Annotated in this window: 26 protein-coding genes and 1 pseudogene; 16 read left to right on the forward strand and 11 right to left on the reverse strand. The window is 37.1% G+C overall.

Translation table 11 applies throughout. The features are described from left to right. Nucleotides 1–315 precede the first annotated feature (315 nt). A complete protein-coding gene (locus IGJ99_RS06260) occupies nt 316–2,664 on the forward strand; it encodes an ATP-dependent DNA helicase (protein WP_409173889.1) in 2,349 nt (782 codons plus the stop codon). 58 nt (nt 2,665–2,722) lie between these two features. Here IGJ99_RS06260 and IGJ99_RS06265 read toward each other — a convergent pair whose 3' ends face one another. After that, complete coding sequence (locus IGJ99_RS06265; protein ID WP_019723741.1) at nt 2,723–3,217, reverse strand: YajQ family cyclic di-GMP-binding protein; 495 nt, start codon at nt 3,215–3,217, stop codon at nt 2,723–2,725. A gap of 174 nt (nt 3,218–3,391) precedes the next feature. On the opposite strand from IGJ99_RS06265, the gene IGJ99_RS06270 reads away from it, so the two are divergent. Continuing rightward, a complete protein-coding gene (locus IGJ99_RS06270; RefSeq protein ID WP_034691361.1) occupies nt 3,392–4,321 on the forward strand; it encodes a YitT family protein in 930 nt (309 codons plus the stop codon). Nucleotides 4,322–4,568: 247 nt separating this feature from the next. Beyond that, complete coding sequence (locus IGJ99_RS06275) at nt 4,569–4,907, forward strand: metal-sulfur cluster assembly factor (protein ID WP_019723739.1); 339 nt, start codon at nt 4,569–4,571, stop codon at nt 4,905–4,907. 287 nt (nt 4,908–5,194) lie between these two features. Here the strand turns inward: IGJ99_RS06275 and IGJ99_RS06280 are convergent. Beyond that, nucleotides 5,195–5,701 (reverse strand): annotated as a pseudogene (locus IGJ99_RS06280) (phosphoribosylanthranilate isomerase). A 250-nt stretch (nt 5,702–5,951) separates the two neighbouring features. On the opposite strand from IGJ99_RS06280, the gene IGJ99_RS06285 reads away from it, so the two are divergent. The 4 genes from IGJ99_RS06285 (at nt 5,952) to IGJ99_RS06300 (ending at nt 7,726) form a co-directional block, all read left to right on the forward strand. Then, nucleotides 5,952–6,440 (forward strand): ASCH domain-containing protein, encoded by a 489-nt coding sequence (locus IGJ99_RS06285; RefSeq protein ID WP_062805336.1) that lies wholly within the window; start codon nt 5,952–5,954, stop codon nt 6,438–6,440. Beyond that, the gene (locus IGJ99_RS06290) at nt 6,430–6,888 is read left to right on the forward strand and encodes a GNAT family N-acetyltransferase (protein ID WP_438770682.1); all 459 of its coding nucleotides are present in this window, start codon (nt 6,430–6,432) and stop codon (nt 6,886–6,888) included. The genes IGJ99_RS06285 and IGJ99_RS06290 overlap by 11 nt, the downstream gene beginning before the upstream one ends. 148 nt (nt 6,889–7,036) lie before the next feature. Next, nucleotides 7,037–7,255 (forward strand): hypothetical protein, encoded by a 219-nt coding sequence (locus IGJ99_RS06295; RefSeq protein WP_077151786.1) that lies wholly within the window; start codon nt 7,037–7,039, stop codon nt 7,253–7,255. 24 nt (nt 7,256–7,279) lie between these two features. Continuing rightward, nucleotides 7,280–7,726, forward strand: a complete 447-nt coding sequence (locus IGJ99_RS06300) for a GNAT family N-acetyltransferase (RefSeq protein WP_010735620.1) — start codon at nt 7,280–7,282, stop codon at nt 7,724–7,726. Between the two features lie 212 nt (nt 7,727–7,938). Here the strand turns inward: IGJ99_RS06300 and IGJ99_RS06305 are convergent, their stop codons facing one another. Both IGJ99_RS06305 and IGJ99_RS06310 read right to left on the reverse strand, forming a co-directional pair. Beyond that, a complete protein-coding gene (locus IGJ99_RS06305) occupies nt 7,939–8,193 on the reverse strand; it encodes a hypothetical protein (RefSeq protein WP_010735619.1) in 255 nt (84 codons plus the stop codon). Between the two features lie 21 nt (nt 8,194–8,214). Further along, nucleotides 8,215–8,397, reverse strand: a complete 183-nt coding sequence (locus IGJ99_RS06310) for a helix-turn-helix transcriptional regulator (RefSeq protein ID WP_010735618.1) — start codon at nt 8,395–8,397, stop codon at nt 8,215–8,217. Nucleotides 8,398–8,657: 260 nt separating this feature from the next. On the opposite strand from IGJ99_RS06310, the gene arsC reads away from it, so the two are divergent. Together arsC and IGJ99_RS06320 are read left to right on the forward strand one after the other, a co-directional pair. Further along, complete coding sequence (gene arsC / locus IGJ99_RS06315) at nt 8,658–9,092, forward strand: arsenate reductase (thioredoxin) (protein ID WP_062805334.1); 435 nt, start codon at nt 8,658–8,660, stop codon at nt 9,090–9,092. Between the two features lie 344 nt (nt 9,093–9,436). Next, the gene (locus tag IGJ99_RS06320; RefSeq protein ID WP_010735616.1) at nt 9,437–9,991 is read left to right on the forward strand and encodes a ClbS/DfsB family four-helix bundle protein; all 555 of its coding nucleotides are present in this window, start codon (nt 9,437–9,439) and stop codon (nt 9,989–9,991) included. Between the two features lie 62 nt (nt 9,992–10,053). Here the strand turns inward: IGJ99_RS06320 and IGJ99_RS06325 are convergent, their stop codons facing one another. Continuing rightward, nucleotides 10,054–10,632: a LysM peptidoglycan-binding domain-containing protein gene (locus IGJ99_RS06325; RefSeq protein ID WP_100495161.1), complete on the reverse strand. Its 579-nt coding sequence runs from the start codon at nt 10,630–10,632 to the stop codon at nt 10,054–10,056. Between the two features lie 341 nt (nt 10,633–10,973). Between IGJ99_RS06325 and IGJ99_RS06330 the strand changes: the two genes are divergently transcribed. Next, entirely contained in the window at nt 10,974–11,408 is a 435-nt protein-coding gene (locus IGJ99_RS06330; protein WP_023519554.1) for a universal stress protein, read from the forward strand. On the opposite strand, the gene IGJ99_RS06335 is transcribed toward IGJ99_RS06330, so the two are convergent. After that, nucleotides 11,375–11,512, reverse strand: a complete 138-nt coding sequence (locus IGJ99_RS06335; RefSeq protein WP_438770927.1) for a hypothetical protein — start codon at nt 11,510–11,512, stop codon at nt 11,375–11,377. The genes IGJ99_RS06330 and IGJ99_RS06335 overlap by 34 nt on opposite strands. Further along, nucleotides 11,482–11,736: a hypothetical protein gene (locus IGJ99_RS06340; protein ID WP_010735611.1), complete on the reverse strand. Its 255-nt coding sequence runs from the start codon at nt 11,734–11,736 to the stop codon at nt 11,482–11,484. The genes IGJ99_RS06335 and IGJ99_RS06340 overlap by 31 nt, the downstream gene beginning before the upstream one ends. A 170-nt stretch (nt 11,737–11,906) precedes the next feature. Between IGJ99_RS06340 and IGJ99_RS06345 the strand changes: the two genes are divergently transcribed. Together IGJ99_RS06345 and IGJ99_RS06350 are read left to right on the forward strand one after the other, a co-directional pair. Further along, nucleotides 11,907–12,170 carry a hypothetical protein gene (locus tag IGJ99_RS06345; RefSeq protein WP_010735610.1) on the forward strand — a complete coding sequence of 88 codons (264 nt, stop codon included), beginning with the start codon at nt 11,907–11,909 and terminating at the stop codon, nt 12,168–12,170. Between the two features lie 22 nt (nt 12,171–12,192). Then, complete coding sequence (locus tag IGJ99_RS06350; RefSeq protein ID WP_010735609.1) at nt 12,193–12,381, forward strand: hypothetical protein; 189 nt, start codon at nt 12,193–12,195, stop codon at nt 12,379–12,381. Nucleotides 12,382–12,544: 163 nt separating this feature from the next. On the opposite strand, the gene IGJ99_RS06355 is transcribed toward IGJ99_RS06350, so the two are convergent. Continuing rightward, nucleotides 12,545–12,730 (reverse strand): hypothetical protein, encoded by a 186-nt coding sequence (locus IGJ99_RS06355; protein WP_438770683.1) that lies wholly within the window; start codon nt 12,728–12,730, stop codon nt 12,545–12,547. Between the two features lie 159 nt (nt 12,731–12,889). Between IGJ99_RS06355 and IGJ99_RS06360 the strand changes: the two genes are divergently transcribed. After that, complete coding sequence (locus IGJ99_RS06360) at nt 12,890–13,261, forward strand: YxeA family protein (RefSeq protein WP_010735607.1); 372 nt, start codon at nt 12,890–12,892, stop codon at nt 13,259–13,261. Nucleotides 13,262–13,353: 92 nt separating this feature from the next. Here IGJ99_RS06360 and IGJ99_RS06365 read toward each other — a convergent pair whose 3' ends face one another. Together IGJ99_RS06365 and IGJ99_RS06370 are read right to left on the reverse strand one after the other, a co-directional pair. Beyond that, nucleotides 13,354–13,776 carry a hypothetical protein gene (locus IGJ99_RS06365; protein WP_438770684.1) on the reverse strand — a complete coding sequence of 141 codons (423 nt, stop codon included), beginning with the start codon at nt 13,774–13,776 and terminating at the stop codon, nt 13,354–13,356. A 59-nt stretch (nt 13,777–13,835) separates the two neighbouring features. Further along, nucleotides 13,836–14,585, reverse strand: a complete 750-nt coding sequence (locus IGJ99_RS06370) for a C39 family peptidase (RefSeq protein WP_153830407.1) — start codon at nt 14,583–14,585, stop codon at nt 13,836–13,838. A 271-nt stretch (nt 14,586–14,856) separates the two neighbouring features. On the opposite strand from IGJ99_RS06370, the gene IGJ99_RS06375 reads away from it, so the two are divergent. Both IGJ99_RS06375 and IGJ99_RS06380 read left to right on the forward strand, forming a co-directional pair. Then, nucleotides 14,857–15,054 (forward strand): hypothetical protein, encoded by a 198-nt coding sequence (locus tag IGJ99_RS06375; RefSeq protein ID WP_010735604.1) that lies wholly within the window; start codon nt 14,857–14,859, stop codon nt 15,052–15,054. 240 nt (nt 15,055–15,294) lie between these two features. Next, nucleotides 15,295–15,783 (forward strand): hypothetical protein, encoded by a 489-nt coding sequence (locus tag IGJ99_RS06380; RefSeq protein ID WP_010735603.1) that lies wholly within the window; start codon nt 15,295–15,297, stop codon nt 15,781–15,783. Nucleotides 15,784–15,851: 68 nt separating this feature from the next. Here the strand turns inward: IGJ99_RS06380 and IGJ99_RS06385 are convergent, their stop codons facing one another. Further along, nucleotides 15,852–16,448 carry a nitroreductase family protein gene (locus IGJ99_RS06385; RefSeq protein ID WP_224434688.1) on the reverse strand — a complete coding sequence of 199 codons (597 nt, stop codon included), beginning with the start codon at nt 16,446–16,448 and terminating at the stop codon, nt 15,852–15,854. A 373-nt stretch (nt 16,449–16,821) separates the two neighbouring features. On the opposite strand from IGJ99_RS06385, the gene IGJ99_RS06390 reads away from it, so the two are divergent. Next, a complete protein-coding gene (locus IGJ99_RS06390; protein ID WP_010735601.1) occupies nt 16,822–18,285 on the forward strand; it encodes a peptide MFS transporter in 1,464 nt (487 codons plus the stop codon). Nucleotides 18,286–18,315: the final 30 nt, after the last annotated feature.

Raw genomic sequence — 18,315 nt, forward strand, 5'->3', positions numbered from 1 at the left:
AAAAGGAAACCTCCAACTTTTAAAAATTCTTTCTTCTATCGTTCGATATAAGTATAACGCAAATATGGATCAGAAACAAAAGTGTCTACTTTTATAACATCAGTTATCTGAATTGTCAGATTATATGAAAAGTGTTTAAAAATTTTAAACGGAAGAATAGAAAATTTTCATTGATTTCTCATTTACTCTTGTTACATTGAGTGTATCCAAAAATCCAAATTCTATATCCTATATCCCTGCTTATCCGAGCAGGGTGTTTTTGTTTTTTGCGAAACGGTCTATTTTGCGGTACTCTAATACAAGAAGGAGGCGACCATGGTGAAAAAATCTAAAATATCCGTCCGTCACTTAGTCGAGTTCATCTTGCGTCGCGGAAGTATCGATAATCGAAAGAAAAGTAATCATACCGCCTTGGAAGGTGCAAAAATCCACCGCAAGCTCCAAAAAGAAGCAGGAGAAGAGTATCAAAAAGAAGTGTTCTTACAAACCAGTGTACAGCTTGATCCTTATGAACTGATCGTTGAAGGACGAGCAGATGGTATCTTCAAAAAAGATGGTGTGTACCACATCGACGAAATTAAAACGTCGGAACCACGCTTTGAAGATTTAGAACCCGAACAAGTCGAATTGTTTTTTCATCAAGCAAGAGTGTACGCCTATATTTATAGTCAAGAAAACAACTTAGAGGAGATCAACCTCCGGCTAACCTATTATCAAACCACAGAAGAAGTGATCACACGGAAAGTGGAACATCAGACGAGAGAACAACTGGAAGTGTTTTTTAAAAAACTGACCGAGGATTACCAAGAGTGGCTGATTTTTCAGGAAAATTGGCGTACGGTACGTAATGCCTCATTGATGGCACTAAAGTTTCCATACGAAGAGTATCGTAAAGGACAAAGGGAACTGGCAGTTGCTGCCTATAAAACGATCCGGACAAAACAAAAACTGTTCGCGGAAGCTCCCACTGGTACTGGAAAAACGATCTCTACATTATTTCCATCCTTAAAGGCGATCGGAGAAGATGAAGGAGAACGTATTTTTTACTTAACCGCGAAAACTATTACGAGACATGTGGCTGAAGATGCGTTAGCAGCGTTAAAAGATGTTGGGGCTGAGACAAAAAGTGTGACCTTGACAGCGAAAGATAAGATTTGCTTCTTAGATGAGACCACGTGTAATCCAGACCAATGCCCTTATGCCAATGGCTATTATAATCGAATCAACGAGGGGTTATGGGATTTATTAAACCACGAAAACCAGATTACTCGTGAGGTAATTGAGAAATATGCGAAGAAACATACCTTATGCCCATTTGAACTCTCTTTAGATGTCAGTTTATGGTGTGACGTGATCATCGGGGATTACAACTATCTGTTCGACCCAACGGTTTACTTGAGACGATTTTTTGATGAAGAGAAAAATGAAGATCATCTTTTCTTGATCGATGAAGCACACAATTTAGTCAATCGTTCAAGAGAAATGTATTCTGCTGAATTATCTTATGGAAAAGCACGTAAAGTCTATGGAGAGATCCCGAAGGAATTTAAAAAACTACGTCGTCGATGGAATCGTCTTTTAAAAGCTTTTGATCAGATCCAAGAAATTGCTCTTGAAGAAGGATGGAACTATCATCATCAAAAAGCCCCAGCAGATTCATTGATCAACGCAGGGTTTCAACTCGGTGAATTTATTCAAGAATGGTTGGCTGAATATCCTGAACACCCGATGCAAGAGCAAATTTTAGGATTTTATTTTGACTTGAATCATTTTTTAAAAATCAGTGAATTCTATGACGATCACTATGAAACAACTGTAGAGAAAAGTTACCATGATTTGATCGTGAAGCAATTTTGCATCGATCCTAGTTTATTTTTAGAACAATCGTTGAATAAAGGACGGAGTAGTCTTTTGTTTTCTGCGAGTTTTTCACCACTTTCTTATTATCAAGAAACATTAGGGGGCAAAGAGAGTTTAGCGTATCGCTTACCTAGTCCATTCCCAATTGAGAATCAACAAGTACTTATAGCAAGTTATCTTGAAACGACGTATCGCAAAAGAGAGCAGAGTATGCCACGTTTAGTCGAAACGATTCAACGTTTCATTCAAGGGAAGAAGGGCAATTATATGATTTTCTTTCCTTCCTATCAATATTTGGACCAAGTCGCCGAAGTGTTCAAAGAAACTTACCCTTCGACTCGCACACTTATCCAAGGAACCCAGTTGAATGAACAAGAACGAGAAGATTTCTTAGCAGAATTTATAGTCGAACCGCAAGAAACATTAGTAGGCTTTTGTGTACTTGGCGGCATTTTTTCAGAAGGAATCGATCTACGCGGATCACGCTTGATTGGTAGTATGATCGTTGGTGTGGGCTTACCACAAATGAATCATGAGCAAGAGTTGATCAAATCTTACTATGATGAAAAAGAACAACTAGGTTTTGCTTATGCTTACCAGTTACCAGGAATGAATAAAGTATTGCAAGCAGCTGGGCGAGTAATCAGAGATATGGAAGATCAAGGCATTGTGCTTTTAGCAGATCAACGCTTTGTCTCATCAAATTATCGTAAACTTTTCCCGCCATATTGGCACCAAGCAAAAGAAGTTCGAACAGTTGAGGCACTATCACAAACTATCCATCAGTTTTGGCAAGACCACTAAAAAAGGACAAAGCAAAATGCTTGTCCTTTTTTAGTGATATCTCAATAGTACCCATGAACTAACGGTAGTTTGTAAATTGCAATTCGATCGGCAAGTCTAGTTTTCTTAAAAGTGCGATCACAGCTTGTAGATCATCGCGATTTTTACCAGTTACTCGGATCTGGTCTTCTTGGATCTGTGTTTTCACTTTTAGTTTTTCATTTTTGATCGCGGTCGTGATCTTCTTGCCATTATCGCGGTCGATCCCATTGACTAGATCAGCAGATTGGCGTGCTTTACCACCTAAAGCGTGTTCCGTTTCAGAAAAGTGGATATTTTTGATTGGCACATTGCGTTTATTCAATTTTCCAAACAAAACATCTTTGATTTGTTCGATTTTAAATTCATCGTCACTTAGCACAACTAATTTATTTGTATTCTCTAACTTGATCTCAACCGTTGAATCCTTGAAATCGAAACGGTTAGTTAATTCTTTCGTGGTTTGTTGGATTGCATTTTTTACTTCTTCAACAGATACTTCTGAAATGATATCAAAACTTGCATCTTTTGCCATAATGTCCTCCTCGTTCATTCGGTTTTCTTTTATTGTAGCATAGGCTTATTTTTTTTGTGACATCTTTACTAAAATTCTTCTCATTTAAGTAGTCGCTATTTTATTTTCTGGAAGAAACTGTTATTCTTACATTTGGAATAAACTTGAAAAGGAGAGGTGCTTGTGAGCAGATTCATGACTGTCTATCAAAGAAACGAAAATCTTAAGAAAATAGTGGTTATCTTGATGACCGGTTTGTCTGCAGCGGTGGCATTGAATTATTTTTTGATTCCAGCCAACGTCTTTTCTGCAGGAATGAACGGGATTGCCCAAATCATTGCTTCACTATTATCTGAATGGGTCCATATAGATGTCGATACTGGAACGTTTATTTTTCTATTGAATATTCCTGTATTTATACTAGGCTTTTTAAAAGTCGGAAAACGCGCAACTGTACTTAGTTTCATCAACGTTGTTTGTGTGTCAGTCATGACGACAGTTTTACCGACAGGACAGGTAACAGATAATATACTGATGAATGCATTAGTCGGTGGTGTTTTACTTGGCGTCGGTGTCGGTATTTCTCTAAAAATGGGTTTTACGACTGGTGGAATGGACATCATTTCATTGGTTCTTTCTCAAACGACAGGGAAAACCGTAGGAAACTATATGCTGATTTTAAATGGCATTATCGTCGTAGCAGCTGGCTTCCTCTTTAATTGGGAAAGTGCTTTGTATACAATCATCTCGATCTATGCAATGACTCAAGTCATCGATGCGATCCATACGAGTCACCAAAAAGTGACCGCCATGATTGTCACTGTGAAACCTGAAGAAGTGACTGCTGAAATTGCGCAACGCATGGTTCGGGGGATGACTCTCTTACCTTCAGTTGGTGGATATTCAAAACGTGAAGGAAAAATGATCATGATGGTCATCACACGTTACGAAATGTATGATCTTGATCAAATCGTCCATGAGATCGATGAAGATGCGTTCATCAATATTTTACCAACGCATTCCGTTTTTGGTCGCTTTGCCAATGAAAACGAACAAAAAATGTATCGTTCAACAGGGGTTCTTCCTGAAATCAAACATGCATCTAAAAAGGCAAAAAGCAAATAAAAAAGTAATAGGCAAACAAATCTACCCCTTTGTTTGTCACCTTTGAACCGAATAACTGGTGGAAAAAGAAAAAGTTCTTAGGAACTAAGAGGATCTATAAAAAAATTTGAAAAACAATTTGCGTAGCTGTCACCTTAGTTTTTGAGGTGAAAGACTTCTGTCCAGACCTTGCTAGCCAAATGAATATTTACAAACCTCTTAAAAAAAGGTATGATAAACAAAAATTGTGAGAAGGAGAATCCGAAGAATGAGTGAACAAAAATGGTCTGCTGAAGAAGTAGATGAAATCAAAGAGCGAATTCTCACCGCGTTAGAAATGGTGATTGACCCAGAACTAGGAATCGATATCGTGAACCTAGGTTTGATCTATGAAATCGAATTTGACCCTGAAAATGGAGATACCGTTGTTAAAATGACTTTGACAACGATGGGCTGTCCGTTAGCTGATATCTTGACTGAATCGATCCATGATGCACTAAAAGAAGTGCCAGAAGTGTCGAAAGCAGAAGTCAAATTAGTCTGGTATCCCGCATGGACAACCGATAAAATGAGTCGTTATGCACGAATTGCGCTTGGTATTCGTTAGAAATAACTAATGATTAAATGAACGCTGAACTCTTTTATTAACTTTTAGGAAAAGTTGATAGGAGAGTTTTTTATTATGCAAAATTTTATGTCGATGATTGGCTAGAAGATAGGTTATTTTGTGAAAAAGAGAGTAGCTTTCACTTATTTCAACTTAAGATATCCCACTGCTATTTAGCACGTCTGGTAGGGGATTTACTATGGAAGGGTCTCAGTGAATAAAGAGACTTAAACATGAAATAACCAATTATCTTTGAAAAGATAATTGGTTGAAGGCTTCAGAATTTCTCATTGCTTATTCTTATTCAAGTACTTTTCCAAATACTCGATCTTTGCTAGATCCTTATGATTATTTTTCTCTGCACGGTAACTATCTTTAGCAGAACGTTGATATACTTTCAAATATTGTTCCGCTGTAGGTAAGTAAAAGGAACAGTCATCGATTCTGATTAGAGAGAGTTCATTAAGTGGAATACCTGCAAAGCCGAGAAGACTGTCCACGCTGCCAAACTGGATGTTATAAGAATCTTTTGCAAATTCATGTTCGTGTAAATCAACTAGTTGGTAATTCAACGTTTCCATAATTTTCATGATGCTTTACCAATTGTGCAAGCGATCTTTGTCGGGTGCCTCCCAACCCCGTGGATCGCCAGGAACATGGATGTCAATGTCTCTTGGTTGCCAGTCGATATCTGTTAAGTAAGACAAGCCTAATGAACCTAGTAGTAGCGGAGTGATCTGTTGCCTGTTTAATTTTTGCGTGATCAATAAAAACTCTTTGAAATAAAGTTCCATGGATTTTCTCCTTTTCTTTGGTTGCATTTATTGTAACAAAGTAGATGTCTAATTTTCCATTTCATCCTGAAAACAAAACTAGATTCTCTCAAAAAGTGAATCTAGTTTTTTATTTCTTGTATTTAAGAAGTGAAGTTGGTGAGTAACTATAAATGTGACTATCGGAGTTGTAAAAAATTGAGTGTGAATGGCTTAGTTTTCCAATTTTTGGTACACTTGATTTACTATCAATCAGAAAGTTGGTGACAGATTGAACCTAGAAGCACAAAAATATTGGGAAAGCTTTTGCTTAAAAAATGGTGTGTCACAAGCGTCATTATATGAAATTTTTGCTTTTGGAAATACGAAAGAACACGCAGATGAATTAGCAGATCTAGTATTGGAAGGGAAGAAAACAGGGACAAGCTCAGGGTATGAGCTTTACCAAATGGATAACGAACCATTACCTAAAGTTGGTGACTACTCCGTCGTTGTGAATAGCTCTAAAGTACCGATAGGCATTATCCAGACTGTCGAAGTGTTGATCCTACCTTGGAAAGAAATCACCGAAGAACTGGCAGCTACAGAAGGTGAAGGCGACTTATCTCTTATGTATTGGCAAAAGGGGCATTACAATTATTTCAAACCTTACTATAAAGAACATGGACTATTGCTCAATGAAGAAACAAAAATCGTCTTTGAACGATTCCAACTTGTTGATCGATATTTGCCGAAAAAAGAGGAAACCAATGCGTATTGATTTAGTAGAAGAAGCAATAGAAAAGAAAAAAATCGTCCAAGAAGACTTGAATGATTTGCCAGAATGGTTTGGCTTGCCAGATTCGACACAAGAATACATCGAGAACTGCCAAAAATATCCGTTGTGGGTCTTGCAAGAAACAAATGAATCAATAGGGTTTATCAGTTTAAAAGAAACAAGTAAAGCCACCGGTGAGATCTATTGTATGGGGATAAAAAAAGCCTATCATCATCGAGGATTAGGTAAGCGATTACTAGATGAACTAGAATCATATGCAAGAGAACATTACCTATTTTTACAAGTGAAAACGGTCGCCGAAGGGCATTACGCTATCTATGATCAGACGATTGGATTCTATCGAAGGATGGGTTTTGTTGAGCTAGAAGTGTTCCCAACCTTATGGGATGAATGGAATCCATGTTTGGTAATGCTAAAAATTCTTAACTAAAAAAGAAAGCGAAGTTGGAACTCTCGCACATGACAGTTGTCGTTCGTGGTCGTAAATGTTCGACAGGAGTCTTTACGGAGATCTTTGATGCAAAAGAAGTGTATTCGAGTAAGGAAAACAATACTCATTAATTCCAGAAACATTCTTATTGATCGGTGATCTGTGGGTGGCATTGATGGAAGATAAGCAGACAAAGCTTCTCAAAACCTACAATCATATTGATTTTCAAATCACTCCGGAACAACTTCTTTGTTATACAGAACAACTTCGTCTTCTAGACCTCAAAATTGAAGAAGGACGTTCGCGGGTATCAGTAAACATCCATGCGGGCAATCTAAATGATCGTTTGAAGAGGTATGAAGAATAACTATAAGCTTTCAGGAGTAATGGGATGATTAAAAAAGTGAAGAAACTAGACCAAGAGATAATGGACCGACTACTAGCTATTTGGTTAACGACCAATATCAGGACACATGATTTTATTGATGAGAAATATTGGTATGAGAAAAAAGCGTTGTTGAAAAAAGAATTGCCAAAAGCAGAAATTTATTGTTGTGAAATGAATAGTCAGATTGTTGGCTTTATGGGCATCGTAGATGAATCTTATTTAGCTGGAATTATTGTAGAGTCAACATATCAAAATAGAAAAATTGGACAAAAATTGATTGAAGCTGCTAAAAAAGAAAAAGAACGAATAAGCTTGCATGTTTATCATAAGAATAAACGAGCGATCCGTTTCTACTATAAAAATGACTTTAGAAAAGTGGATGAACAAATGGATGAATCGACGGGTGAGAAAGAATACCTCATGGTGTGGGAAAGAAATAGACAGATTTAATGACTACAAACCATGGGCAGTCTACTAACGCCTAGGTGTAAAAAAACAAGATCAATCTTTGAAGGTGGATCTTGTTTTTTTCTATGGGATTACTAGCGATCAAGAAGTATAAACGGCAGACTTGCGAGGAAAGCGATCACTCCACAAATGAGTCCAAACAAAATGACGATGCCTACTTTTTTTCGATCCGATTTCTGACCTTGTTTCTTTGTTTACGTAGAGGTGCTACTTCTTTGTTTTCCATGAATGCGACGATTTCTTTGTAGGTTTTGATATTCTCTTGTTTTGAGTCCCTCAACTTTTATTGAGCCGTACATGCTGGCGATCCAAAAGATCAAGGGAAGGGCTAATCGCCAATTACCGGGTAAAAATAAGGATGGGCCTACTGAAATCAAGGTGAGAAGCATGAAAACTAGCATGATCTTAGTATATTTGTTCAGTTCAGTAAGGGTAACATTTTCTTTCATCTTTTCTATATCTCCTTTGATTCATTCATCCAAAGAAACGTCAAATAGGACACTCAGCAATAATAAATTATGAATATCAGGATAGCTACGTTCATTCTCCCAGTTTGAAATCGTTTGTCTTGAAACATATAATTTTTCGGCTAATTCTTCTTGGGAGAAAGCTAGTTGTTTGCGATATTTTTTTATTTGATGACTTAAGTCCATAGTATCCGCTCCTTCTTATCTCAGTGTGATCGAAGAGGTCAAAATCGACGATCAAAGGTTTTTGTCATTGCCAGATTTAGCATGTAAAAAGTCTTTGACATGCTTTAAAATGCTGTTTTGTCTGTATTCTTAGTTTTTTGTTATGTAACTGGCGGATCATTGCTTTATTAAAAACCATACGTTTTTTTTGAATAAACTAACGATCCCTTGAATTTATGATATCATACACTTAATCCTCAAAGGATTAATGGATTGGAGGAATGGTTTTGGAGAAGTCAACAAGTGTAGAAAAAAAGAAAGTTTATTTTTTATGTACAGGAAATTCATGCAGAAGTCAGATCGCTGAAGGGTATGGCCACGAATATCTGGAAGATCAATTTGAAGTTCGTAGCGCGGGAGTAGAGACACATGGATTAAATCCACGTGCAGTAAAAGTGATGGAAGAAGATGGCATCGACATTACGAGTCAAACTTCAGACTTGATTGATCCAGATTATTTTAGCCATGCGGACTTGATCATTACGCTTTGCGGAGATGCGTTAGATAAATGCCCAGTGATTCCTGCTCATATCCGTCATGAACATTGGGATCTAGAAGATCCGGCAAAAGCTACTGGTACAGAAGAAGAGATTTTTGCTGAATTTAGAAAGACCCGCGAAATCATCAAGAAAAAAATAAAGGATATGGCTAACTAAGGAAAAAACGCCTGTCGATAATTAAGAATATGCAGTATTTTTTTGGCAACGAGAATTCAATGGATGATTGAATGGAAGAAAAAGATGCCTTTGCAATTGTCAGCGTACCAAAGTGAGTACCGCTAAATGAATGACTTGCTCAAAAAAGTGTATAGTGATATGTGGTTTTCAGTCAAGACATGGAATGAAAATCGTTGAATCAAGTGGATAAAGACGAGTAATGATCTAGAATGTATATTCATTCTAGGATAGTACTCGTCTTTTTTTTGAAAATCAGGCATACTAGAATTATAGTTGGATTGGAAACGTTTTAAAACGAATGTATTTTTAATAAGGAGAAGAAGATGAGACCAAAGTCAAAAGAGGAGTTATTGATACTTGCAACTAAAAATTTTGAAAAATTGCAACAGTTGATCGATTCAATACCTGTGGAACAAAGGGAAGCAACATTTGATTTTGAGGAAGTATTTCTTGAAAAAAGAAAAGAAGCACATTGGCGAAGAGATCAAACGATCAAAGATGTGTTGATCCATTTGTACGAGTGGCATTCTTTATTATTAACATGGGTAAAAAGTAATCAATTGGGAGAAGGCGTATCTTTTTTGCCGGAACCCTATAATTGGCGAACGACAGCCGAGATGAATCGTGGCTTTACAAAAAAACATCAGTCTACTACGTTACGACAAGCGTCTGACTGGTTGAAGGAAAGCCATGCAGAAGTGATGTTACTGGCGAAAACCTTCGATGACGATCAACTGTTCCAAAAAAACCAGTATTCTTGGGTGGGGAATACAACGCTTGGCAGTTATTTCGTTTCTGCTACTTCGAGTCATTATGATTGGGCAATCAAAAAAATCAAACAAAGTCAAAAGCAGAAGCAAAAACAAAAGGGAAATTAAGTGAAACAAGAACAAAAAAAATAGGAATCAATAGGATTCCCATTTTTTCAAAATCGTTCTTTTTAGTACCAACCGTTAGCTAACCAGAAAGCTTTGGCTGCATCCCAAGAGCCATAACGAGAAGCAACATATTGTTCTGCCACTCTTTCTTGATTGGCAGCAGAATAGTCACCGTTCAAGTAAGAAGAGTCTAATTGGTAACGGCCGATATAACGTCCGTTTGTTGCTGTATAAGAACCGCTAGATTCTTTTTGTGCGATCCATTCTTTGGCATCGTTCGTACCAGTTGAAACAGCGACTTCAGTAGCTGGTGCTTGTTCTACTACAGGTGTTTCCACAACTGGCGCTGTTTCTTGAACAGGTTCTACAGGTGCTTGAGTAGCGACAGGAGCAGTTGCTTGCTCACCAGTAGGAATAGTTAATTCTTGACCTGAAAAAATCAGGTGAATGTTTGAGATTGAGTTAGCTTCGGCAATTGTTTGGATCAAGGAGTTGTCACCAACGTATTTTTGAGAAATCGTTGATAAAGTATCACCTGATTGAACAGTGTAGGCTTCGTCTGCGTGTGCAGAAGTACCCATAAATAATGCAGCGCCGGCGGCCAAAGTTGTTCCAAAAAGAATAGTTTTAAGTGATTTCATGAAAGATCTCCTTCGTATTTTAAAAAGTTATTTTGATTAGCTGTTTTCGCTAACGAGTAATACTTTACCATGGGATTATATTTCATAGGTGAAAGATACGTAACAGTTTGTGACAAATGCTCCTTTTTTGTAACAAGAATGTGTTTAAATAATGTGCGTTTTAATTAGAAAAACATCATAAATGAAGAATTGTGCGCTTCTGACATTTGTTTTTTATTAGAAAGATTCAAAATAAAAAAATAGAAAATGCTCAATTTTAGTTTGAAAAGCCGAGAAAAAAGTGAATTTTTTATAAAATTTATACGAAGTGATAGAATAAAAGAAACAAGGAGATGGGATGGATGACGAATATGTATAAAAAAATAATGGTAGCGATTGATGGCTCGGAAAAAGCAGAGAAAGCATTTGGCGAGGCTTTAGAATTAGCGAGAGATAACCAAGCAGAATTATTGATCGTTTCAATTATCAATAAAATCGATTTGACACATAGTGCCTATGCGTTCTCAAAAATCTATGCAGAAGAAAAACAAAAAACAGAAGTGGAACTATTGAAGAGAATCAATGATGCCAAAGAATTCGGGATTGAAACAATTCATGCAATTGTGGAGACCGGTGATCCAAGAACATTGATCGCCACTGTCTTACCAAAACAAGAGTCAATTGATCTTATCGTGATGGGGGCAACAGGTAAAGGCTCGATCCAACAAGCGTTAGTAGGGTCGACAGCTTCTTATGTGGTGACTCATGCACCTTGTAATGTGTTGGTCGTTAAATAGATGCCGATTCCTGATAAGCTACGTTGCTGATTTCCAACGTGGCTTTTTTGTTCGTGAAGAGTAGTACTGCTAACTAAGGATGTTTGTAAAGGTAATAAATCCATAAGATCAATATCGTTAATGAAATAATCAACCCTAATTCATGTGAAAGTAGTTTTGGGGTGGGTTCCCAATGCCGAAGGGAAAATATTTTGTGGGAAAAATAAGCGACTGGTAAAAGTGTCAGCAATACGGAAAATTTACGCTTCGTCCATTTCGTGTAGTAGATTGCTAAAGTTGTCATTAGAAAAAAAGGAACATAAAAAACCAATTGTCCCAAAGTGTCCATATAATATACGCCTCCAAGGAAAAAAGAAATCTTTAATTAAAAATAACACTTTGTATGTTTGTGCACAAGAGGATATGTTATAAAATTTCTTGTTTTTTAAATAAAGTTGTTTTTTTGATTCTTGATGTACTTATTGTTATAATTCTTTTAAAGAAAGGGTGTAGTATTTCATGGACCAAGTGATATTAGAAGTTGATCTACATTTAGTAAACAATATCCGTATTTGCTATTATATTGTTAGTAATAGTGTGGAACCGCGAGTGTTAATGAACAAAATCGATGGTATTTTATCAAAAACGGATGTCCATCAATTTAACGATGGAGACGAAAGTTACTACAGTATTCCAGTTGAAAAAGTGATTTATACGAAAGTGAACGTGCGAAAAGATTTAGATACGAAAGAAATACATGCACCGATCTTCACTGAATATTGAAATAAGCTGGAGGCAATCAAAGATGAATCCCTATGAACAAATGATCCAAGAGTTGATGGATGGAAAAATCCAAAAAATAGAGGTCAAACGTGAGGAAGTCATGGCTTTTCGTGAAGCGTGGTTAAAAATTGAGAATCGCAAGTTTGTTGTTGGAAAGGCCGAACTGAATGGCAATGTGACGTACCACTATGACCCATCAAGATTGTATTAAAAGTAGGTTTTGATAGAAGTGTGGCGATTTGGAGATCAATCGCTTATTTTTGAAACACAAGAAATCCTAACAAAAAATCCCCGACAATCCTTGATTGTTGAGGATTTTTTTGTTTCTAGATCATGACAGACTCGCTCCGATCATCCCTATGAAAATATAAATTTTATTTGAATAGATTTTTGAATTTATCCGTTATTCCTTGAAAATCGACATTTTGGAGAAATTCTTGGGCTTTTTCTTTGTAAGGATCTAGTTGTTCTTTATGCTCTTCGAAAAATGTTTTGGCTTCAGTGAAATTGCCACTTTGGACCAAATCTTTGATTTTCTGAAGTATTTCTTCTTTATTCATAATGAAACACATCCTTTCTTTCCTAATATAATAGCAAAAATCTATGAAATTTTGTAAAAATAACTTCTGTGCTAAAGTCCGATAAAAAACTCGATCTAGAGACGGATGAATGTGATTTTTTTACAAGCTATACTCAAAGAGTAAAGAGGAGGTAGAAAAATGAAAGTAATCAAAGTATTAGTAGGTGCCGTTGTATTTAGTGGGTTGGCGTTATTTGGCTTGAAGTTTTATACCCAAGACGCTACTGGAGAATTACCAGCAGTTATAGACCAATTGAATCCGTTAGTCACAAAGGGAGAAGTGTATGTCAAAACAAAACAGCCTGATGAAGTCAATTCATTTGGGACAGCAAAATATATCCAAAAGGCAGTTGATGCAAATGGCAACGAACGCGAGATTGAATTTAACGGGTTATCTGTTTTAAAAAAAGACCGTTACTTGAGATTGACGAATAAAGGCGCTCATGTAGAAACATACGAAGAAATTCCCAAAGAAGAGGTACCTAAAGAAGCATTAGCTATAATTGGTTGATTTTATTTTTATTATGTAAACTAAATGTTGAATTAAAAAATAAGCCTAAGAATAATTGATTAATAACTTAATCATTCGTTCTTAGGTTTATTTTATTTTCTCGCCATGCTCAATTTCAATTGATCGATCCGCCGTTCCAGTTTTTTGATCAAACCAGCAGGCAAGCCGATGATCTCAGCGGATGCTAAGACAGAAGAGAGCAACTGATATTCAAGTGCTTCTGCATGGATTTTACGATAGATGGTGGCTAGACGTTCGATGTACTCAAAATGAGTATAGCCAGTTTGAATGATCAAAAGTTTCAACAAATCAATGGCTTTCTCGTAGTCTTGCTCAGAATAATAAGCCAATGCTTGTCGATAAAGTTTGATTTCAAGTAAATCGAGGGAAGCAGGGCTGTATCGGTTCGTCCATTCATTGACTGACACTTTTTTTTGGATATTACCAGCAGTATCACGGACGAAGATGATTGGGATTTCATTTGGATCCGCCTTTTTATGAATAAATCGTTCCACAGATTCTTGCTCCTTCCATGCGTTGTTAGCTTGAGTATAAGCTATTTTTCTAGGAAATACTAGTTCTTTTCTAAAGTAAGCATTTGTCCGCCCATGGCAGTAAATACTTGCTCAAAGTCATCGATTGGTACCGCACGATTTTTTATGCCATAAGGATCATTGACATAGATTGATTGATCATCGTAGCCAGTTACAACACAGGCATGGACTAATGGCGTGACTTGTACTTCACCGTTTGCAGTCGTCCAAGTCATGAAATCATTTTCTGTCGGCACTTGAAAATCGATCGTGACAGAAGCCCATACAGGTTTTTCTTCTTTTAGTGTATTTTTGATGTCAGTCAAGCTTGCATCCGTTTGCGGTTCGGTATGATAATCGGTTTGCAGGATTTCTTGGGCTAACGTAGCGATTGGTGGAACATAGACACCCATTGCCCAGTCACCGCCCCAGATCTCACCAACGAACCCTTCATTTGGATCGCCATGAGTGCCATCAGCATTGAAAACGGGGACATAATTTAATTGTTCGGCTAATTGATTCTTGGTAGTTTCGTAGCCATAGAAGCGCAACAACATCGATAAGGCGGTTACTTCACAGCCATTCTCTAGTGCAGGTTCATCGAATTGATTTTCAAGAGGTACGTCGAGTAGTACTTGTTTTTCTTCGGTTTTGATTGTCTGCTCTATGTTTTCCTCCGTTATTGATTTTTTATCTTCTAATTGTTTATTTGTAAAGTAAAAGACGCCTGAAATCAACACTAGCACTGCCCCGCCTAGTAGTAATCGTTTTTTACTTTTTTGTTTTGACATGAAAGACTCCCCCAGACTTCTTTCTATTATAATTGTTTTTCTAAAAAAAACTACATGAATCTGCCTGATCAAATGTAAAAAACAAGGAAAAACAGTCCAAAAAACGATTTTTTTATTATGTTTAGCTGTTAAAATTTGTGAAAACGAAAACAGTACGCTATAATGCGGATAGATCAAATAAGAGTTTGATCAAATCACCACTAACGAAACACACAGATAAAACGAAATGATTTTCTGTGGCAAACTGTTTGAGTAGTTTAGGAGGATTTTGATGACGGAAGAAATGATTAATTTAGGAGAACAATATTCATGTAGGCCCATTGGTTTTACCAAATCAGTTGTTGGAGAAGTTGTTTCAAAAATGACGAATTGCGCCGTAGTCAAAGTTGCCCAATGCGCTATAGAAGATCAAGAATTATTAGAAGAAAAAGCTAGCATGGTAGTAGCTAAATATGATACATTTGAATAAGAAGATATGGACATGCAACATCGAATGATCATGTTGCAGGTCCTTTTAAGGTTATGAAACGAGCATTGAACACTAAGGCATAAGATAGAAAAAACGAAAACGCCTATTTCATTTTTGAGTTTTTTGGCTTATGACCGAAGTACTGCTCCTTGAATACCGTTTGTTCAGTTAGAGGGGATATGATTTACCCCTTTGATTTTCTAGTTTCAAGAGTTGAAAATAAAGGTGTGGATCGATAAGATGGTTTCCTTTTTTACAATAGTTCTTTTTTTATTTGTCATCGTCATGTGCTTATTTCTATGGCTTGTACGACGAGAGATCGTTTATAAAACGGTTCGGAATCGCTGGGTCTATTTAGTTGTTCCGTTCCTTGCTTTACTGGTTTTATGGTATACATTGGTCAGTCAACCAACCACTGATGAGTTAGTGAAAGGCGTCTTGGCTTCTCTTGTGTTATTGAGTTTCTTGTTAGATAGTCGAGGACTTACTACAGATGGGCTAGTTTTGAACAGCTTTGACCATCGCGGAGTGCCATATTCTGAAATCAACAAAGTCGTTCTTTACCAACCAAAAGATTCGAAAGAAGTCAAAATGAATTTTTTCCGGAACGGTTGGCGTGGTCCGTTATTGAAATTTTCTGTCTCATTAGAAGAATTGATTCCTTTTTTAGCAAAACACTTAAATGATGATGCAGAACTTGATATCATGATCGAGCATGAGGATGAATGATCCATTGAAATGACAAAAAGACAGCTCCTTCTTTTAGTAGAAGGAGCTGTCTTTTTGTATTAGTAGAATTAGCCAAACACGCGGAAACGATCAGCATCGTTCATATATTCTTTTTCGCCAGCTGGAGATTCAGGTGAACCAAAGACTAATTGTGCACGTAATTTCCAGTTTGCAGGAATCGACCATTCTTTTGCGACAGCTTCATCGATCACTGGATTGTAATGTTGTAGGTTTGCACCTAAACCTTCTTCGCTTAATGCCACCCAAGTATTGGCTGTAGCAATACCATTTGATTGTTCTGACCAATCAGGGAAGTTATCTGCATATAATGCAAATTGCTCTTGCAAGTTTTTGATCACATCTGTGTCTTTGAAGAACAAGACAGTACCATAACCTTTTTTGAAACTAGCTAATTTGTTTTGAGTATTTGGGAATGCATCAGCAGGTGTCAGTGGACGTAAAGCTTCTTCTGTCATTTCCCATAATTTTTCATGTGCATCGCCAAATAAGATTACTGCACGTGTTGATTGCGCATTGAAAGCAGTAGGGCTTTCTTTGATTGCTTCTTGGATCAATGTTGTTAATTCTTCATTTGATAGTGATACGTTACGGCCTAGATCATAGATCGAACGGCGGTTTTTTAAGATATTTGTAAATTCAGTCATAGATTAGTTCTCCTTTAATTCGCTTTTCTGCGTTTTTTTTCTTGATGACAAAACGAAGTATATCACCTTACAAAAAGTAAGTAAAACAAAACGCTTAACAAAATGTACGAATAGAAAAAAGATGTTCTTTTACATAAAAAATTCGTTACGATACCGTTTACATACTGAATATACCGACATTTAAGCTTTATGACATAAAGTAGACTATATAATTATTAAAAATAACCTATGTTTTTTCTTATCGTTTTCCCATTAAATTTTTGTTGTATTTATAGAAAATAAGTATATATTTCTTAAATAAATATTTTTACACGGATTTTCGGTAAATATGTGTATTATTTTCTGAAAATTAAAAGAATTGGGGTATGGGAATATGGAAAAACAAGACAAAGGGTTCTTCGGTCAGCCGAAGGGATTGTCTACATTGTTCTTCACAGAGATGTGGGAACGTTTCAGTTATTATGGTATGCGTGCCTTACTGATCTATTATATGTACGACACGGTAGCAAATGGAGGCCTTGGTTTACCTCGTGCCACAGCGTTGTCGATCATGTCGATCTATGGTTCGTTGATTTATATGTCGAGTATCGTAGGCGGCTGGTTTTCTGATCGTGTGTTAGGAGCCAAAAAAACCGTCTTTATTGGTGGGGTCTTCATCATGATCGGTCATGTTGTTTTGGCATTGCCGTTTGGTGTCTCTACTTTATTTATCTCGATGGCGTTGATCATCATCGGTACAGCTTTCTTAAAACCAAACGTTTCGGGAATGGTCGGGCATTTATATACGAAAACCGATTTACGAAGAGATGCAGGATTTTCGATCTTTTATATGGGTGTCAATTTAGGCGCATTGCTCGCGCCGTTGATCGTCGGTACGATTGGTCAAGAGTATAACTACCATTTAGGTTTCTCATTAGCCGCTATCGGTATGTTCTTCGGGTTATTGCAATATGTGATCCAAGGACGTAAGACATTGGATGGAGTGGGTATGACACCTCCAAATCCTTTGACACAAGGCGAACGTAAAGGATTTATCCGTAATGTTGTGATCGCTTTGATCGTATTTGCTATTATTTTTGGTGGAGCGCAACTGACTGGACATTTGACGATCGATTTCTTTGTTAATACGATCAGTGTCTTAGGAATCGTTTTACCACTCTATTACTTTATCAAAATGTTGACTTCAAAAGATGTTTCAGTGGAAGAAAAACCACGTGTATGGGCATATATCCCATTATTCTTAGCAGCAATCATCTTTTGGTCATTGCAAGAACAAGGGTCATCGATCCTTGCCCTATTTGCAAGTGAACGAACACAATCGACCTTGATGGGTGTTCCGATCCAAGCAAGTTGGTATCAATCATTGAACCCGATCTTCATCTTTATTTTGACACCTGTGTTCGTTACTTTATGGACTCGTTTAGGTAAACGTCAACCATCAACTGTAGTGAAATTCTCTCTAGGGTTGTTATTTGCCGGATTGTCTTACCTATTACTGATGTTGCCAGGAATGTTATATGGAACAGCTGGAAAAGTCAGCCCACTTTGGCTGATCGGTAGCTTTTTCATCATCGTGATTGCTGAACTTTGCTTATCACCTGTCGGCCTATCAGTGACGACGAAATTGGCGCCTAGAGCCTTCGAATCGCAAACGATTGCGATCTGGTTCTTAGCAGATGCTTCTTCCCAAGCCATCAATGCACAAATCGCACGGTTCTATACACCAGGTACTGAATCTGCCTACTTTGGTATCATCGGCGTCGTTGCAATCGTCGGTGCAGTGATTTTATTTGCAATCAAAGAGCCAATCAAAAAATTAATGGGGTCGATCCACTGATTGGATCTACATCATTTGTCGGAGAGGACA

Source organism: Enterococcus sp. AZ095b (assembly GCF_051714725.1).
Taxonomy (GTDB): Bacteria; Bacillota; Bacilli; order Lactobacillales; family Enterococcaceae; genus Enterococcus_B; species Enterococcus_B pernyi.

Excerpts from the sequence above, each read along its gene's own strand:
- IGJ99_RS06305 (WP_010735619.1), bottom strand. The coding sequence starts at position 8,193 with ATGAAAGAAAATGTTACCCTTACTGAACTGAACAAATATACTAAGATC.
- IGJ99_RS06320 (WP_010735616.1), top strand. The coding sequence starts at position 9,437 with ATGAGACCAAAGTCAAAAGAGGAGTTATTGATACTTGCAACTAAAAAT.
- IGJ99_RS06340 (WP_010735611.1), bottom strand. The coding sequence starts at position 11,736 with ATGGACACTTTGGGACAATTGGTTTTTTATGTTCCTTTTTTTCTAATG.
- IGJ99_RS06345 (WP_010735610.1), top strand. The coding sequence starts at position 11,907 with ATGGACCAAGTGATATTAGAAGTTGATCTACATTTAGTAAACAATATC.
- IGJ99_RS06310 (WP_010735618.1), bottom strand. The coding sequence starts at position 8,397 with ATGGACTTAAGTCATCAAATAAAAAAATATCGCAAACAACTAGCTTTC.
- IGJ99_RS06370 (WP_153830407.1), bottom strand. The coding sequence starts at position 14,585 with ATGTCAAAACAAAAAAGTAAAAAACGATTACTACTAGGCGGGGCAGTG.
- IGJ99_RS06355 (WP_438770683.1), bottom strand. The coding sequence starts at position 12,730 with ATGAATAAAGAAGAAATACTTCAGAAAATCAAAGATTTGGTCCAAAGT.
- IGJ99_RS06300 (WP_010735620.1), top strand. The coding sequence starts at position 7,280 with ATGATTAAAAAAGTGAAGAAACTAGACCAAGAGATAATGGACCGACTA.
- IGJ99_RS06360 (WP_010735607.1), top strand. The coding sequence starts at position 12,890 with ATGAAAGTAATCAAAGTATTAGTAGGTGCCGTTGTATTTAGTGGGTTG.
- arsC (WP_062805334.1), top strand. The coding sequence starts at position 8,658 with ATGGTTTTGGAGAAGTCAACAAGTGTAGAAAAAAAGAAAGTTTATTTT.
- IGJ99_RS06390 (WP_010735601.1), top strand. The coding sequence starts at position 16,822 with ATGGAAAAACAAGACAAAGGGTTCTTCGGTCAGCCGAAGGGATTGTCT.
- IGJ99_RS06275 (WP_019723739.1), top strand. The coding sequence starts at position 4,569 with ATGAGTGAACAAAAATGGTCTGCTGAAGAAGTAGATGAAATCAAAGAG.
- IGJ99_RS06260 (WP_409173889.1), top strand. The coding sequence starts at position 316 with ATGGTGAAAAAATCTAAAATATCCGTCCGTCACTTAGTCGAGTTCATC.
- IGJ99_RS06380 (WP_010735603.1), top strand. The coding sequence starts at position 15,295 with ATGGTTTCCTTTTTTACAATAGTTCTTTTTTTATTTGTCATCGTCATG.
- IGJ99_RS06270 (WP_034691361.1), top strand. The coding sequence starts at position 3,392 with ATGACTGTCTATCAAAGAAACGAAAATCTTAAGAAAATAGTGGTTATC.
- IGJ99_RS06375 (WP_010735604.1), top strand. The coding sequence starts at position 14,857 with ATGACGGAAGAAATGATTAATTTAGGAGAACAATATTCATGTAGGCCC.
- IGJ99_RS06350 (WP_010735609.1), top strand. The coding sequence starts at position 12,193 with ATGAATCCCTATGAACAAATGATCCAAGAGTTGATGGATGGAAAAATC.
- IGJ99_RS06325 (WP_100495161.1), bottom strand. The coding sequence starts at position 10,632 with ATGAAATCACTTAAAACTATTCTTTTTGGAACAACTTTGGCCGCCGGC.
- IGJ99_RS06385 (WP_224434688.1), bottom strand. The coding sequence starts at position 16,448 with ATGACTGAATTTACAAATATCTTAAAAAACCGCCGTTCGATCTATGAT.
- IGJ99_RS06335 (WP_438770927.1), bottom strand. The coding sequence starts at position 11,512 with ATGGATTTATTACCTTTACAAACATCCTTAGTTAGCAGTACTACTCTT.
- IGJ99_RS06330 (WP_023519554.1), top strand. The coding sequence starts at position 10,974 with ATGACGAATATGTATAAAAAAATAATGGTAGCGATTGATGGCTCGGAA.
- IGJ99_RS06265 (WP_019723741.1), bottom strand. The coding sequence starts at position 3,217 with ATGGCAAAAGATGCAAGTTTTGATATCATTTCAGAAGTATCTGTTGAA.
- IGJ99_RS06290 (WP_438770682.1), top strand. The coding sequence starts at position 6,430 with ATGCGTATTGATTTAGTAGAAGAAGCAATAGAAAAGAAAAAAATCGTC.